Below are 15,466 nucleotides of genomic sequence, written 5' to 3'. Positions count from 1 at the left end.
TCGAAAAAAGCCCCATTTCTGTTATCGCCATTCATGACTGTGCGATAACAAAAGTGGGGCTTTTATATAGCCATTTGTACTTGTAGAGAATGAACGGGACTATTTTTTCAATAGTTCCATTCGGTAGACGTATTCGAACAAAAATTCGAAAGCCTCCAGATTGCGCTTGGCTTCAAAGCAGTTGGCACCCCATGCGTAAATGCCATGCTTGCGCAGCATAATGCCTGGAACCTTGGGTACGATCGCACCTTCCACCAGCTCAGCAATTCGCGGGATGTCCGCATAGTTAGGAAGAATAGGAATCTCAATATGGGCTTCCTCTTCCCAAATGTTGAAGGCTTTGATCAATTCGACGCCGTCCACAGGAATCGATTTGCGTTCCCAGAACAGCTCCGAGACGATATTGTTGAACACGGTATGAACATGCAAAATAGCGCCACAGCCAGTTAAACGATATATCTCTTTATGGATCAATGTTTCTGCTGAAGGCTTAAGCCCTGTAGCTTCTGTCGGCTTGCCATGTTCATTGACCAACAAAAAATCGGATGGTGTATGTACGGACTTATCTTTACCGCTCGCGGAAATCGCAAAGGTAAATTGATCAGGTGCAAAGTCACCAACACGGATCGAGAGATTGCCGCTTGTTGCTGGAAACCAGCCTTTGTTGGCCAAGGTTGCCTTAATCTCGCGCAGCTCGGCAAAGGCCTGCTGCTTATCCTCCAAGCGAAGCTCAGCTGGATTTGTCATTGTACGCTCATCTCCTCTATACGCTGGATTACCTCATGAAAATCATCAAATGGGAAATAATTCAAACCGAGCTCACTGCACAGATCAATCAGATGGGAACGGGCAAATATCGTTTCAACGAGCTTTGCGCCTTCGAAATCGGTCACACTGTCCCCAATCAGGATACGCTCGTAGTGATCAGGGGAATAGCGTCGTATAATCGTCGTTTTGCACATACCGCAGTCATTGTGACAATGCTCATCGCAAGCATGGGGCCATACAATCTCAATATGGCTTCCATTGAAATTACTGGCGTTGCAATAAATATGGTCATGTGGAATCGGAAAGGCTGACAATACCGGATACACGAAAAAATCGATGCCGCCGCTGGTCACATAAAATTCAATGTGCTGCTCCTTACAGTAGGCTAACAGCTCAGCAAATCCGTCACGAATCGTCACGTTGTTGATCGCATAATCGACGACCTCCTGCCTGCGTGAGGTTGGCAGTAAAGCAAACATCCGCCCAACACCTTCCCGGATCGTCATTTTCTTCGAAATCACGTGTTCGACCAACGATTCCCAGCCTTCCGGCTTAAAGTGCTTCATGATCGCTACGATGTTGTCATTGACGGTAATCGTACCGTCGAAGTCGCAAAAGATAATACGTTGACGACTCATGATTCTCTAAGCCCCCAGGCTTCAATCGCGGCGTTAAGCTCAGGATGCTGAAGGGCGTATGTTTTGAGGGACTGACCTGCCAAGCATCCATCTATCGCTTGGCGAAATGCATGGCCGCCAGCTACTGTACCCATCGGATGGCCATGAATACCTCCGCCAGCGTTAACGATCGTTTGATTGCCAAAATCCTTCAGGATGAGTGGAACCAATCCCGGATGAATGCCTGCGGATGGTACCGGAAAGCTGCTGCGCAGAGAAAGTGGCTGATGTGAGGATGAGTGAAATACGTAATCAGCCTTGTTCTCGGTAAGTAATGCTTGCTTGATCGCCATATTTTCTTCTCGCGGCATGACGACAGAACCGTAAGGGGATGGGAACAATACGATATCGGCTCCCGCCAGACGCATCAGCTTGCCGAGCAGGACATTAGCCGAAATTCCATGATAAGCTGAAGGATACAAGGCTCCGGCCATTGCCGGATGGGCCATGATAGGCACCTTGATGTCAGGATGGCGGCTAAGTTCATTCAATACATCGAAGCCGTAAGCCAATACATTGAACAGCAGAGCGTTGGCGCCAGCTTGTATCGCTTTACGTGCTTGATCTAGAAGACTGAAGGTTGGACCTGTCAGATTAACGGCATATAGCAGCTTTTGTCCGGTTTCTTGTTCGGCTTGTGCTGCAGCCTCCATGCATACCTCAACCCGCTTTTCCAAAGGAGTAAGAGGGTTTTCGAACAAAATTTCATCGTCCTTAATCAGATCGACGCCGCCAAGCGCCTGCAAATAAAATTGCTCACGAAGTGTCGGCAAATCATGACCGATAACAGATTTGAAAATACTCATCAGGAGAGGACGGTCTGGGACTCCAAGCAGCTTGCGAACGCCCTCGAGACCAAATTTCGGTCCCTGGAAGCCGGATATAAATTCCTCTGAGAAGGATAAGTCGATTAGCTTGATTCGACCATCCATCGACAGCTTGCCAAACACGGTCACGAGCAGTGCCGGGATGTCACGGCTGAAGTTCAAGTCTGGATAAGCGATCTGGATATCAGCGTACCGCTCAGAGGCGGTTTCTCCACTGCTGCTGTCAGGTTCATGAACGTCAACACTAATCACTTTACCGAGATGCCGCTCCATATCTGCCTTTTTGGCTTCGGGTAAATCGGTCCAGCTGCCTACGGTCAAGCCGACGGCGATACCGAGCGCTTTTTTATTGAAATCAGCCTTTTCGTCATAGCAGCGATAAGTTGCTGAACAGTAAGAATATGACAAGAGCTTCACCTGCTTAATTAGAATTTGATTTCACTTGCCTGCGCACTGATCGTTTTGCCAAGCTCATTGGCACGTTCTGAAGCGCGTAAAACAGCCTTCGTCACTCCAATAGCAAATTGATGCTGATCCAGCATTTCAATGGCTGCTTGGGTGGTGCCATTTGGAGAAGTTACCTTCCGACGGAGATCAGCAGGCGCTTCACCGGTTTGTTGAACCATTTGCGCTGCACCGAGCACGGTTTGGATCGTAAGCTCTTTGGCAGCTTCCGGCGTGAGACCACCCCGAACACCACCTTCGATCATGGCTTCCATCATATAATAAATATAAGCAGGTCCACTTCCTGACACACCGGTTACAATGTCCAGTCTTGCTTCCTCAACAATCGTGACGATGCCGGTCGAGGCGAACATTTGTGTAGTGAGCTCCCGCTGCTCAGTCGTAACACTTTTGGAAAAGCTGATGCCAGTTGCTCCGAGCCCGATAGCGCTTGAAGTGTTCGGCATGGTACGTGCGATAGGCTGACCCGAAGTACCCAGGATCATTTCCATAGTTGTGATGGACAAACCTGCGATAACGGAGACTAACAGCTGCGAAGGCTTTAATAACGATTTGATCGATAGGAGTCCTTCAATAGCATCCTTGGGTTTAAAAGCTACAAAAACAACATCTGCGGCAGCAATAGCTTCAGCACGCTGCTCTGCATCGACTGCAAGGCTAACCCCGTAACTTTGCTGGAGGAATTGCAGACGATCTACATCTGAGCGATTCAGTACGGTAATTCGCTGTTTATTGCTGTTTTCATCAGCGGTGAGTCCGCGTAAGATCGCTTCGGCCATCGAGCCGGCTCCGACAAACGTAATACGAGCTGTAGATAAAAATGTCAATGTAATTTCTCCTTTAATTGAAACGATTCGTCGAATCGAGACTGCTTGAACACGTTCTACTAGCCGCGGATTTGTCCATTGCCCAAAATACGGAATTTCGTAGAGGTTAATGCAGGAAGTCCCATTGGCCCGCGTGCATGCAGCTTTTGTGTACTGATGCCGATTTCAGCGCCGAAACCGAATTCGAATCCATCAGTAAACCGGGTGGAGGCATTGTGGTATACCGCAGCCGCATCGACTTCCTGCAGAAAACGTTCCGCATTGGCTTCGTTGGCAGTGACAATACATTCGGAGTGCTGGGTGCCATGGAGACGAATATGCTGTAGCGCTTCATCCAAAGAGCTTACGATCCGGATATTCAAAATATAGTCGCTGTATTCCGTATGCCAGTCCTCGTCAGAAGCGGGTTTGATTGCTGAAAACAGGGCTTGAGCCTGTTTGTCGCCACGCAGCTCGACGTTGTTGGCGATAAACTGCTCAGCGATCGATGCCAAGTGCTGTTTTGCAAACCGTTCATGCACAAGCATGGTTTCCATCGAGTTGCATACGGATGGTCGCTGCACTTTAGCATTGATAGCGATTTGCAATGCCATTTGGAAATCGGCAGTTTCATCTAGATAAGTATGGCAAATCCCGGCTCCGGTTTCAATAACAGGAACTGTTGAATTTTTGACAACATTCTGAATCAGGGAGTGTCCACCGCGCGGGATGAGGACATCCAGCAAGCCATTTAACTTCAGCATTTGGTCTACCGAGCTCCGGTCAGGATCTTCGATTAATTGCAAACAGTCGGCAGGGATATCGGAACGGGTGAGCGCTTCATGCAGAACCTCCACGATACGGCGATTGGAGGATAGAGCTGCAGACCCTCCACGCAGTACGACCGCATTGCCGGTCTTGAGGCATAGTGCAGCCGCATCAACGGTGACGTTGGGACGTGCCTCATATATAATCCCGATAACACCGATAGGTACACGTATCTTTGTAATATTCAGGCCATTGGGACGCGTTGTTTGTTCTAATATATCGCCAATAGGATCAGGCAGCGCCACAACCTGACGCAAGCCTTCCGCCATGGCGGCAATACGGTGTTCATTCAGAGCAATACGATCCAACAGGGAATCGCTAGTCCCGTTTTTTCGCCCAAGGTGCAGATCCTCAGCATTAGCTGTCAAAATGGACGGTGTTTCTTCTATAAGAGCGTCAGCTATCAAGAGCAGGGCAGTATTTTTTTGTTCAGTTGTCAGCAGGCTTAAACGGGGAGCAGCCTGTTTGGCTAAAGTTGCTTTTTGTACGACCTCGCTGGTTGTGATTGTTTGTTGATCCAAAGATTCCATGGGAGTTCCTCCTGAGAAAGTTTATTTGTGGACGGATAGGGTGATCCATTCATCCCGATGAATCACTTCGATCCGAGGGACCTCAATTCGTTTTTGAACTTCCTCCGTGCTGAGGCCTGCGACAGCTTTAAGCTGCCAGATCGTGTAATTCACAACGCCTCTTCCAATGATTTGCCGTTGGTTATTGATGACTTCCACCACATCGCCCGGGTGAAAATCACCTTCAACCTCGGTTACTCCTGCGGGGAGTAAGCTTCGGCCACCGTCAACAAGCGCGTTCTCAGCTCCAGCATCGACCATAATATGGCCAAGCGGCATGGAGTGGAACCCAAGCCATTGCTTTTTCATAGGCAAGTTGTGCTGACTCGTATCAAAATATGTGCCTTTGCCCGTGTTGCTGGCAGCAAGCTCCAAATCGCCATCCTCAAGGACACGTCCGACAAATACGGAAACACCGCCGCGCATTGCGATCCTGGCTGCCTCAATCTTGGAACGCATGCCACCGGTTCCCACAGACGAGCCGGAGCCTCCGGCAATACGAATCATTTCTTCATTGATTTCCAGCACGCGTTCAATTCGCTTGGCATCCGCATTTTTGCGTGGATCTTCCGTATAAAGGCCATCTGTATCCGTAATGATGATTAATTGTTTGGCTTTGACCAGGTTCGCGACGAGTGCGGATAGTGCATCGTTATCTCCGAATTTCAAGCTGAGCTCGTCAACCGCTACAGTATCGTTTTCGTTGATAATCGGGAGTATGCGATGCTTTAACAGTTCCTCAATCGTCATGGTTGCGTTATGGATTCGTTTGCGGTTGGAAAAGTCCGAACGTGTCAGCAGTATTTGTCCGACACCAATTCCATGGGCGGCAAAAGCCTCATTGTAAGCCTGCATCAGCAAGGCTTGCCCGACGGCTGCGGATGCTTGCTTTTCATGAACATTCTTTGGACGAGCCGCGTAGCCTATTTCTCGAAAGCCTGCAGCGACAGCACCCGAGGTCACGAGCAGCAGCTGAAACCCTTGACGATGCAGGCGCGCCAGCTCAGCGGCAAAAAATACGATCTTACTTCGATTGATCCCTCCCTCATCGGAGGTAAGAGAGCTGCTTCCAATTTTCACTACAATGGTTTGATACTGCACAGTTCCATCACTCATTTCCCGATTTATGCACAAAAAGCCCCCGTCCTCTAAGGACGAAAGCATGAACTTCCGCGGTACCACCTTAATTGATGATGAACATCCAACTTAATAGGCCTTAGGTAACAGCAAGGCAGGCCGTCCAGCTCGTCACTGGCCGTTCCGGGGCGGGTTCGATAAGTCTTCGCGGTAAATTCTTGCAGCCAGTGGAATTTACTCTCTGTACACGGGGGGCTTTCTACTAATCCCATCATCACGTTTGCTTTTTATAGCATAGCATGAGGCCATTCGGTTGTAAAGGAGCAAGAGTTCGCTAGAAACCGTTAATGGACTGAACTAAATTAGTCAAACAAGTGCAGCTTCGCGATTCGCTCGACGGCTTCCTGCAATCGCGGTTCCGGTGCCAGAAGTCCGAGTCGCACGTAGCCTTCGCCGCTTTCACCGAATCCGATTCCGGGTGCAACCACGATCTTGGCCTGCTCAAGCAGCAGATCGGCGAGCGAGGCGGAGGTGTGGCCCTTAGGTACAGGCAGCCACGTAAAGAAAGAGCCTTGTGAACGTTGTGCTTTCCAGCCAATCTGATCCAGGGAGCTGTATAACGCATCGCGACGACCTTGATATGTGGCAAGCAAGTAGGCGACACAATCCTGTGGACCTGTCAAAGCAGCAGCGGCAGCGGCCTGAATACCGCCAAACAGACTGCAATAATAATGATCCTGAATGAGATTGATCAAACGGACAAGCTCTTTATTACCGAGTGCAAAGCCAACTCGCCAGCCTGCCATATTATACGTTTTGGACAGTGTATAGAACTCTATACCAACTTCCTTGGCTCCGGGCAATTGCAAAAAGCTGACCGGTTTATGTCCGTCAAAACCAAGTGCACCGTAAGCAAAGTCACTCGCAACCACAATACCATTTTGCTCGGCAAAACGAATCGTTTCTTCATAAAACGAAGCTGGTGCTGAGGCTCCTGTAGGATTGTTTGGATAATTAATAAACATCAGCTTGGCTTTGTTAATATCCTCTACGGACAAAGCACTGTAATCTGGCAAAAAGGCATTGGACTCGCGCAAAGGCATGAAGGCCATTTTGGCTCCGGAAAGCGCAACACCTGACCAGTAATCCGGATAGCCGGGATCAGGAACAAGGCAGACGTCGCCTGGATTAAGCAGGCATTGGCTTATTTCCACAAGTCCCGTTTTACCGCCGAACAAGATGGCAACCTCGGTATCCGGGTCCAGATCAACATTATAATCCTCTTTAAACCGCTTGGCGACAGCTTGTTTAAGAAAAGGGAATCCGTTGAAGGGTGGGTACCGATGATACAGTGGATTTTCGGCAGCAACCTGCAATTCCTTGACGATATGAGCAGGAGTAGGCTGATCGGGATTGCCTTGTCCCAAGTTAATGACGTCATGGCCCGCAGCTATTTGTGCGTTAGCTTTACTTACGAGAGTGGCGAAAAACTGGGTAGGAAGCTGCTGCATACGCTGTGCTGGCTGAATGGAAAACGCGGGTTTACTTGATGACGAAGCTGAACTCATCTATAGTCACACTCCAGTAATTGTATAGGATAAGGGTGAATTGCCCAGATAGCCTAAATGTAACATGAAACGCAGGCAGTGTATAGAAGCAAGTATGGATAATGCGTTACGCTATTGTTATTTGGGTTGCTCTGATGATAAAATGATGTTAATACAAGTTTCATTCAACAGTAATCAGTTTCATCTAATGAAAATTCATTGAACGAAGGAGGTTTGCTAGATGTCCATTGATTTTCACGATCCGAAGAACACAACCAGCTATACCAACCGAAGTGTGGATAACGACTGGAAGCAATTGATAGCTAGTAGGGTCAATTTAAAAGGAATTCAGGCTGCAGATGTTGGCTGTGGAGGTGGCATTTATAGCAAGGCTCTAATCGAAATGGGCGTGGAATCCGTCGTTGGTGTGGATTTCTCGCGAGTGATGCTGGAGGGCGCCACGATTAATGCTGCCGGTCATCCGAACCTACGATTTCAACAAGGAAACGCCCTGAGTACAGGCTTGGACGATGAGAGTGTTGGTCTTGTGCTGGAGCGAGCGCTTATTCATCATCTTTCATCAGATGAGCTAGTTGGCTGTATGAAGGAAGCTAATCGGATTTTGAAGCGTAAGGGTGTGTTTATTGTTCAGGACCGGACACCTGAGGACTGTGCGTTAGCTGGAAGCAAGGAGCATGTACGCGGCTATATTTTTAATAAATTTCCAAGACTTCTGGCACAGGAAAGCAGCAGACGCCACAGCTCTGACCGCGTGCTGGCTGCATTAAGGACGGCTGGTTTTAAACAGGTAAAGGAGATTTCGCTTTGGGAAGCGAGGAAATCTTACGATCATTTTACGGAGCTGCGAGAAGATCTGCTGCAGAGGACTGGACGTTCGATTTTACATGAATTGACGGATGAGGAGCTGGAGGATTTAATTGTGTACATTCAGCAGCAGTTGGCTGCAGAAGGCACGGAGGCTCTCAACAAACCACTCGTGGAACAAGATCGATGGACCTTGTGGTTCGCCCGAAAGGATTGAAGTTCAGTCCGTCATCGACTATGATGAACACATGACGATTCGAATCAACACACAATAACGCCATAAGTCGTTATGGATAAATTATAAAAGGGTGAAGGATATGACATTAAATAACCGTAAATGGAACCTTGCTTTACTGCAAATGGACATCGCTATAGGGGAGCCTGAGCTTAATTATGCGAAGCTCGAGAAGCTGCTGGAGCAAGCTGTTGAGGGTGAGATCAAGCCGGATGTTATTATCTTCCCTGAGATGTGGAACACGGGCTATGCATTGGATCGTATTCAAGAGCTGGCTGATGAAGAGGGACAACGCACACATGCGCTGCTGTCCGAGTTTGCTCGCAAGCATCAGGTGAATATCATTGGAGGTTCTATTGCCGAGAAGCAGGGCAGCCAGATATACAATACGATTTATGTGTACAATCGCGCGGGCATTCGTGTGGCGGATTATTCCAAAATCCACCTATTCCGACTAATGGATGAGGAAAAATATTTAGAGGAAGGAACCCATATCGGACAGTTCGAGCTAGACGGTGTATCCTCCGGTATGATGATCTGCTACGATATCCGGTTTCCTGAGCTATCCAGAAAGCTGGCTTTGGGTGGAGCGCAAATTGTGTTTGTCCCTGCTGAATGGCCAAACCCGCGATTGCATCATTGGCGGACTTTATTGATGGCGCGGGCAATAGAAAACCAAATGTTTGTCGTTTCCTGCAATCGTGTAGGAATCAGCGGGACCACCGAATTTTTTGGGCATTCAATGGTCATTGATCCTTGGGGAGAAGCGCTTGCCGAAGGGGATCAGACGGAGCAGGTTATTCGCGCTCAGATTGATTTGGCACTTGTGGATGAGGTGCGAAGCCGTATTCCTGTTTTTGAGGATCGGCGACCTGCGCTATATTAATTTTTGATGACGTCATGGAATGTTTTCATAAAAGCGCCTACGGCTTTAGATAAATAGCGACCTTTGCGATAAGCGATAACGAGTGTGCGTGTAGGCTTGGTAGTAAGGGAAAGATAAGCTGGGGCGTGCTCACTCCAACCGCCTCTGGACACCATATGCGGAACAAAAGCAATTCCCATTCCCGCTGCTACGAGTGATTGTACGGTCTCGATGTTGCTGCTCTCAAACACGATGTTGGGCTTGAAGCCGGATTTTGCACATAGCTCCAAAGCAATCTGGCGGAAGCCCTGTCCTTTCTTAAGCACGATGAACGGTTCGTCGCGGAGTTCCACAATATTTATGGTTTGCTGGGGTGTCAATGCTCTTGCAGCCAAACGATGATGCTGGGGAACTGCGAGCAGTATCTCTTCCTCAATGATGGGCTCATAGGTGAGAGACTCATCCTGAAGGGGGATCGACAGCAGTGAGATATCGATCTGTCCATTGGCTGTCATTTGCTCCAAATGGGCAGAGGTTTCCTCCATCAGCACAATTTCGATCTCTGGATAATTCGCTTGGAATATTGGCAGCACCAGCGGTAGAACATGGGCTCCGGTAATAGGCAAACTTCCGACGACGAGTCTCCCTTTGCGCATTTGAGAAATATCTTCCATCTCACGTTTCAGCTGTTCTATCATGTCAAGAATCGTTTGCGCCTTTTCTACAAACAAGGCTCCGGCATAGGTCACTTCCACGGAGTTGGTTGTCCGCTGAAACAGCAATAAGCCAATTTCCTTTTCCAGCTTGGAGAGCTGCTGACTGAGAGATGGCTGGGCTATGTGCAGCTTTTCAGCCGCTCTGGAGAAGTTTTTGTCAATTGAAATTTGCAATGCATACTGCAGCTGTCTGAGTTCCATAAGAGTGCTCCTTTATATAGCAAAGCTATCACATTTATAATCGTTTCCTATTAAGCTTATTCATATTATACAGGAAACAATCTAAACAGCCTACTATCCATTATTGGAGAGCAGGCTGTTTTTGTGTATTTAAAGGGATAACCCGGTTCAAGGTTTAGCCAGCTTGTTGCGGTCGGGCGCTAAAGGCGGCTGCTCCATCCAGCCATGCTCAATCATGATCTCGGCTCCATCCTCTGCAAAAGCAAGAACCTCAGCTGTCAGTCTAATATAATGTGTGGATAAATCTTTTCTGGCACTCATACCGAGACTCGTTCCATAATGTGCAATTCCTGAGGCATTTAGCGCTGAAACTTGAAACATCATCATTTTATCTGAAAACGGAGGTAGGGTTGAATTTGTAGGAAGAGTGTCCCACACACTTGCTGATGGAATGAATTCCTGACTCAGCATTGAGCCGAAAAGCTCTACATGCTTATCCGCAATATTCCTTCCGCGCAGCATGTAATCCCGGATTTGCTGTGAACCTGCCGTTTGACTGAAACCCATGAGTAGAGAACGACCCAGCTGGTTTTGAGTCAAATTAAAATAAAGTCCGGATATTTCGATTACATTCAATGGTCTATGTGGTCCAAACCATGTATTGAAGTAGCTGTTCTTCTGAACATATTCTTTGGTTGTAGGGCTTGGAATGTATGGAGCTCTTATAAACGTTCCTTTGGCAAGTAATGCATCTGTGGACCGGTTAAATATTTGTACCGATTCGTTCAGACATTCCATGAAATATTGGCTGATATCCGACCGTGCAGAATTGGAAAGAGCCATTGTATACTGGCGCATCCCGACTTTACCAATATTTTCAATATAGAACAAGTAAAAATCATCGGTGTACAAGCGAGGTGCTTGGTAGGTGTCAATGCCCTCTTGAAAGCCATCTGGTATAGGGATATTGCCCTCTTTAAAAAATGTCTGCATTTTTTGAACATGGGTCTGCGATAATTGATACGCGAATTCAAGTATGGATCGGATTTCAGGATCTTCAACATGCTTCAAATAGCTGCCTATGGTGCAAACGGCCAATGTATCACTTAAATAGGAGGTCCAAAGGCTGGCAATTTCAGCTGATGTCAGCTCTACTTTGTGTTCAGTTTGAAGTGCGGGCTGAAGCTGTGCAGGGGTCATGACTGTGTCCTCCAACTGTTGGTTTTTATAAGTAGGTTTCTCAAAAATTCAGAAAGTATGCTTCTGGCCGCAACGTTAATTATTCCTGTTGTCCAATCCAAATCTAGCAATTCTGAATATATTGTATAGATCGTACATGCCTTGCCAGCGGAGGGAAGGGGGGAGTCACTATTGTCCAGAGAAACAGCCTTCAGCAGTGTCATGGCCATTACAGGTTTAATTGTAAATTCATTCCTGGGAGGCTGGGACATCGGATTACAGCTGTTGATTTTTTGTATGGTAGCTGACTATATAACAGGCGTTCTGGGAGCCATCAAGCAGCGTAATCTGAATAGTGAGGTCATGTTCTGGGGAGGGATCCGCAAGAGTGTGATTCTCGTTGTTCTGGCACTTACAATCATGCTGGATGAGTTAGTAGGCAATGCCGCGCCGATATTTAGGACACTGGCTATTTATTATTACGTTGGAAGAGAAGGCTTATCGATCGTTGAAAATTTGGGGGTTATCGGCGTACCGCTGCCGCATTTTATTACCAAAGTACTGAAACAGCTTGAAGATAAGGGTAAAGGGGAGGAGGATAAGAAATGACCCAAGGCTTTGATTGTGCGACACCATTGACGGCGGCTGTTACTGCGGCTTTTCGGTCACAGAATTATGAGTTTGTTGCCCGTTATTTGGTTCCCAGCGGCTGGAAGGCGCTAAGCAGGAAAGAAGCGGAAATTATCACAGAGGGTGGACTGCAAATTGTATCCGTATTCGAAACAACGGCCAATCGGCCTCTGGACGGTCGGGAAGCGGGCTCGAATGATGGAGCGACGTCCTTACAGCTTGCCATTGATATCGGGCAGCCTGCTGGAAGTGCGATTTATTTTGCCGTGGATTTCGACGCCAGCAGTGCGCAGATGAATACAGTTGCGGAATATATAGCTGCTGCCAGTGAGGCAACGCCAGGATACTACACGGGAGTTTATGGCTCCTATGCGGTAATTGAAGAGATGTACAAACGTGGCGTATGCTCCCGATTTTGGCAAACCTATGCCTGGAGCGGGGGGAAGAAGTCAGAGGCAATGAACATTTATCAGTATCAAAATGATATAAGCTTAAACGGAATCAATGTGGATTTGAACGAATCGTACGGTAAAGAGGGCTGGTGGAATACTTATGAAATCCCCGAGGAGGATGAGATGAATATGCCGATGAAGCTGGAGCAATGGCAATGGGATATGCTGTATCAGGTGCTTGGAGCCGCCTATAATGCGGACCAGCTGAGCTGGGAGTGGATGCAGAAAATTGTAGACAAGACATTGACGGTGACCGAATTGGTATTTCTGAACACCGTATTGGATGGCAGGGTGGACCGGGGGATTAAGATCTAAATGGTTTAATCTTATAACAACGAGAAGTCCAAAATGGAGGGACCGCGTCAGCTGCGGTTCTTTTTTCATAACATTAGTATTTATAAGTTTTCAGCGGAGCTGAAGGATTTTTGTGTTTCAAGAAAACCTGCCTTTGAACCGCGGTCGCTCATCTTTGAAAGGCCTCGATAGAGGTTTTCTTATAAAAATCCATTTTGACTCTTGCGCGTTCCCATAATGTTCGTATAAAATGTGTATAGAACTAATGTTCCTATAAGTGGGAGGTAATAAATATGATGAATGTAGCAAAGCGACCAGAAAGAGATGAGTCCGATCTGGAAGAATTGGGAGATAAGCTGGGTGAAGCGAAGTATGAAAGAAGCGAAATGCTGCTCACTGTATGGGGGAAGTCCGAGGTGATTCGGGGGCGGATAGTGGAGTTGGATCCCAACACCAGAAAGGTTCATGTAACCAAATTTGGGGGTGAGATGGTGAAAATTCCATTCATGGACATTATGAAAGCGGAACACACCGGGGCCTAAGAAGTTGTATATGGGTTGTTCGCATCGAGGATACAATAATAACTGGCTTCCTACGAAAAGCTTAGCCTTATAGCTATTGAATTTTTGAAATTAATTTGAGCTACCTTCATATGCAGGTTCATGTGAAATATGGCTGAGTTACATATAATATACCAATCGAGTCCTTGTTAAGGCTCGATTTTTTATTTTTGTTGCTGTTCAAAAAGCTATTATCGTGTTACATTTTAATATATTCGTGTCACAAAATAAAAAATAGGAAAGCCAGGTCGGACAAATGAAGAACAAAGCTAATTTAGCGGATAATAAATCTTGGGTAGGCTACTCGGGTGCTGTTCTCAGTCTGCATATAATAGGGCTGCTGTTTTTGTATGTCGCCGCACGCCATAATGCTGCCCTTTGGGGGATGGGATTGCTTGCTTACACGCTTGGACTCAGGCATGCATTTGATGTGGACCATATTGCTGCTATTGACAATACCGTCCGTAAGCTGGTGCAGCAAAAAAGGAATTCACTTGGTGTTGGCTTTTACTTTTCATTAGGCCATTCCTCGGTAGTGCTGTTGATGGCGATTGTTACTGCTTTTTCCGTCAAATGGGTACAGAGAGAGCTGCCGCAGATGCAAGAAATTGGTGGGTTGATAGGTGCTTCCGTGTCTGGATTGTTTTTGCTCATTATAGGTATCATCAATTTAATCGTACTGATTCAATTATTTCAATTGTTTGTTCAATTTCGTAATGGCGCACACAACCAGGATGAATTTGAGAGGCTTCTCGAATCCAGAGGTTTTTTCTCCCGGCTCTTAAGACCACTGTATAAATTTATAACCCGCAGCTGGCATGTGTATCCGTTAGGTTTTTTATTTGGTCTTGGATTTGATACGGCAAGCGAAATATCGCTTCTTGCGATTTCAGCTGGGGCTGCCAAGGAGGCCATGCCGTTTGTCGGCGTACTTTCTTTTCCAATATTGTTTGCTGCGGGGATGAGCTTGATGGATACTGCGGATGGGATGTTCATGACCAAGGCTTATGACTGGGCGTTTTCCACTCCGCTTCGCAAGCTTTACTACAATCTCTCCGTAACGTCATTGGCTGTCGTCGCTGCTCTGCTCATCGGTATGGTTGAACTCTTGCAGGTGCTCTCCGAAAAATTAGGCTTGAACGGTGTTTTTTGGAGTTGGATTCAGGAGCTTGATTTTGGATCACTCGGATACATGCTGGTTATTTTGTTTGTTCTTGCTTGGGCTGTTTCAGTCGGTATCTGGAAAGGCATGCGTCTTGAGGAACGGTGGGGACCAGGAAATGTGTGAATCAACTGATAGCATGTACATAAGGTACTTGAACAACCCCCGCTAACGATTTTGTTAACGGAGGTTTTTGTTGATAGTAATAGAAGACTCTCACTGAATTTAGCATGTTGAGAAATCTTCTACTCTTTATTCTTGTCACCTTTGTTGCTTTTTTTGTCAGATGTCCGTGTGGTTGTGTTTTGAGCTGCATGGCCCTGTTGTTTACCCATTTGCGTGTCCCTCCTTAATTGGCATGGGCTTATTATTGGTTGAGAAAGTTAGCGCTATCCCATATGTAAATAGTTACTAATGAAAAACCGCCTCCTTTCGCCTTCCTTCTATATATTATGCCAGTGGCTCATGGATTGGACATATCAAAGAAATGTATGTTCTAAACTTGCTTGATTTGTTGAAGAGCGGTAAAAGCAAGACCCGTTAGCAGCAAGCTAACGGGCCCATACCGGTGAAGGGCTAGATGCCTTTCGCTCTCAATTTTTTATTTCGTGACTACTTCTGGTTGTCTTCCTTCCGCTGCTGAATGCTAATACTTCTCCGTGCTAATTCCTTTTCCAATAATTCTATAAATTCTTTATCTACATGATGTTCGAGTTCGATTGCCATACTGTAGTAAACAAGCAAATCCTCGTTATTCAGCTTTTTTAGTATTGAAATCAATCTCCCTGTAGCGAAGGCTCCTAT

General features: G+C 46.9%; 16 protein-coding genes. 6 read left to right on the top strand and 10 right to left on the bottom strand.

Annotated features, from left to right (window positions below; translation table 11 throughout):
- Nucleotides 1-99: 99 nt before the first annotated feature.
- The 7 genes from mtnB to LRL21_RS00315 all read right to left on the bottom strand — a co-directional run bounded on the left by mtnB (nt 100) and on the right by LRL21_RS00315 (nt 7,585).
- The gene (gene mtnB / locus LRL21_RS00345) at nt 100-747 is read right to left on the bottom strand and encodes a methylthioribulose 1-phosphate dehydratase (RefSeq protein WP_240413774.1); all 648 of its coding nucleotides are present in this window, start codon (nt 745-747) and stop codon (nt 100-102) included.
- The gene (locus tag LRL21_RS00340; RefSeq protein WP_240413773.1) at nt 744-1,406 is read right to left on the bottom strand and encodes a 2-hydroxy-3-keto-5-methylthiopentenyl-1-phosphate phosphatase; all 663 of its coding nucleotides are present in this window, start codon (nt 1,404-1,406) and stop codon (nt 744-746) included. The genes mtnB and LRL21_RS00340 overlap by 4 nt, the downstream gene beginning before the upstream one ends.
- Nucleotides 1,403-2,680, bottom strand: a complete 1,278-nt coding sequence (locus LRL21_RS00335; protein ID WP_240413772.1) for a 2,3-diketo-5-methylthiopentyl-1-phosphate enolase — start codon at nt 2,678-2,680, stop codon at nt 1,403-1,405. The genes LRL21_RS00340 and LRL21_RS00335 overlap by 4 nt, the downstream gene beginning before the upstream one ends.
- A 17-nt stretch (nt 2,681-2,697) precedes the next feature.
- Nucleotides 2,698-3,564, bottom strand: a complete 867-nt coding sequence (proC, locus tag LRL21_RS00330) for a pyrroline-5-carboxylate reductase (RefSeq protein WP_275900519.1) — start codon at nt 3,562-3,564, stop codon at nt 2,698-2,700.
- 59 nt (nt 3,565-3,623) lie between these two features.
- Nucleotides 3,624-4,901, bottom strand: a complete 1,278-nt coding sequence (locus LRL21_RS00325; protein ID WP_240413771.1) for a glutamate-5-semialdehyde dehydrogenase — start codon at nt 4,899-4,901, stop codon at nt 3,624-3,626.
- A 21-nt stretch (nt 4,902-4,922) separates the two neighbouring features.
- The gene (proB, locus tag LRL21_RS00320; protein WP_240413770.1) at nt 4,923-6,056 is read right to left on the bottom strand and encodes a glutamate 5-kinase; all 1,134 of its coding nucleotides are present in this window, start codon (nt 6,054-6,056) and stop codon (nt 4,923-4,925) included.
- A gap of 323 nt (nt 6,057-6,379) precedes the next feature.
- Nucleotides 6,380-7,585: a pyridoxal phosphate-dependent aminotransferase gene (locus LRL21_RS00315; protein ID WP_240413769.1), complete on the bottom strand. Its 1,206-nt coding sequence runs from the start codon at nt 7,583-7,585 to the stop codon at nt 6,380-6,382.
- 220 nt (nt 7,586-7,805) lie between these two features.
- Between LRL21_RS00315 and LRL21_RS00310 the strand changes: the two genes are divergently transcribed.
- Both LRL21_RS00310 and LRL21_RS00305 read left to right on the top strand, forming a co-directional pair.
- On the top strand, nt 7,806-8,606 hold the full coding sequence (locus LRL21_RS00310; protein WP_240413768.1) for a class I SAM-dependent methyltransferase: 801 nt from the start codon (nt 7,806-7,808) through the stop codon (nt 8,604-8,606).
- Nucleotides 8,607-8,706: 100 nt separating this feature from the next.
- Nucleotides 8,707-9,510, top strand: coding sequence for a carbon-nitrogen family hydrolase (locus tag LRL21_RS00305; RefSeq protein ID WP_240413767.1), 804 nt, complete (start codon nt 8,707-8,709; stop codon nt 9,508-9,510).
- Here LRL21_RS00305 and LRL21_RS00300 read toward each other — a convergent pair.
- Nucleotides 9,507-10,406: a LysR family transcriptional regulator gene (locus tag LRL21_RS00300; protein WP_240413766.1), complete on the bottom strand. Its 900-nt coding sequence runs from the start codon at nt 10,404-10,406 to the stop codon at nt 9,507-9,509. The two genes, LRL21_RS00305 and LRL21_RS00300, sit on opposite strands and share 4 nt — an antisense overlap.
- Nucleotides 10,407-10,553: 147 nt before the next feature.
- A complete protein-coding gene (locus tag LRL21_RS00295) occupies nt 10,554-11,585 on the bottom strand; it encodes a DUF3231 family protein (protein WP_240413765.1) in 1,032 nt (343 codons plus the stop codon).
- A 171-nt stretch (nt 11,586-11,756) separates the two neighbouring features.
- Here LRL21_RS00295 and LRL21_RS00290 point away from each other — a divergent pair, with 171 nt between their 5' ends.
- The 4 genes from LRL21_RS00290 (at nt 11,757) to LRL21_RS00275 (ending at nt 14,788) form a co-directional block, all read left to right on the top strand.
- Nucleotides 11,757-12,173: a phage holin family protein gene (locus tag LRL21_RS00290; RefSeq protein ID WP_240413764.1), complete on the top strand. Its 417-nt coding sequence runs from the start codon at nt 11,757-11,759 to the stop codon at nt 12,171-12,173.
- Nucleotides 12,170-12,961 (top strand): DUF1906 domain-containing protein, encoded by a 792-nt coding sequence (locus tag LRL21_RS00285; RefSeq protein ID WP_240413763.1) that lies wholly within the window; start codon nt 12,170-12,172, stop codon nt 12,959-12,961. Before LRL21_RS00290 ends, LRL21_RS00285 begins: the two co-directional genes overlap by 4 nt.
- A 272-nt stretch (nt 12,962-13,233) precedes the next feature.
- Complete coding sequence (locus tag LRL21_RS00280; RefSeq protein WP_240413762.1) at nt 13,234-13,482, top strand: YolD-like family protein; 249 nt, start codon at nt 13,234-13,236, stop codon at nt 13,480-13,482.
- A 274-nt stretch (nt 13,483-13,756) separates the two neighbouring features.
- Entirely contained in the window at nt 13,757-14,788 is a 1,032-nt protein-coding gene (locus LRL21_RS00275) for a HoxN/HupN/NixA family nickel/cobalt transporter (protein WP_240413761.1), read from the top strand.
- A 486-nt stretch (nt 14,789-15,274) separates the two neighbouring features.
- Here LRL21_RS00275 and sda read toward each other — a convergent pair whose 3' ends face one another.
- The gene (sda, locus tag LRL21_RS00270) at nt 15,275-15,442 is read right to left on the bottom strand and encodes a sporulation histidine kinase inhibitor Sda (protein ID WP_240413760.1); all 168 of its coding nucleotides are present in this window, start codon (nt 15,440-15,442) and stop codon (nt 15,275-15,277) included.
- Between the last annotated feature and the right edge of the window lie 24 nt (nt 15,443-15,466).

Source organism: Paenibacillus periandrae (genome assembly GCF_022458865.1).
In the GTDB taxonomy this organism is placed as follows: domain Bacteria; phylum Bacillota; class Bacilli; order Paenibacillales; family NBRC-103111; genus Paenibacillus_S; species Paenibacillus_S periandrae.
This window is presented reverse-complemented; position numbering and strand designations above follow the sequence as displayed.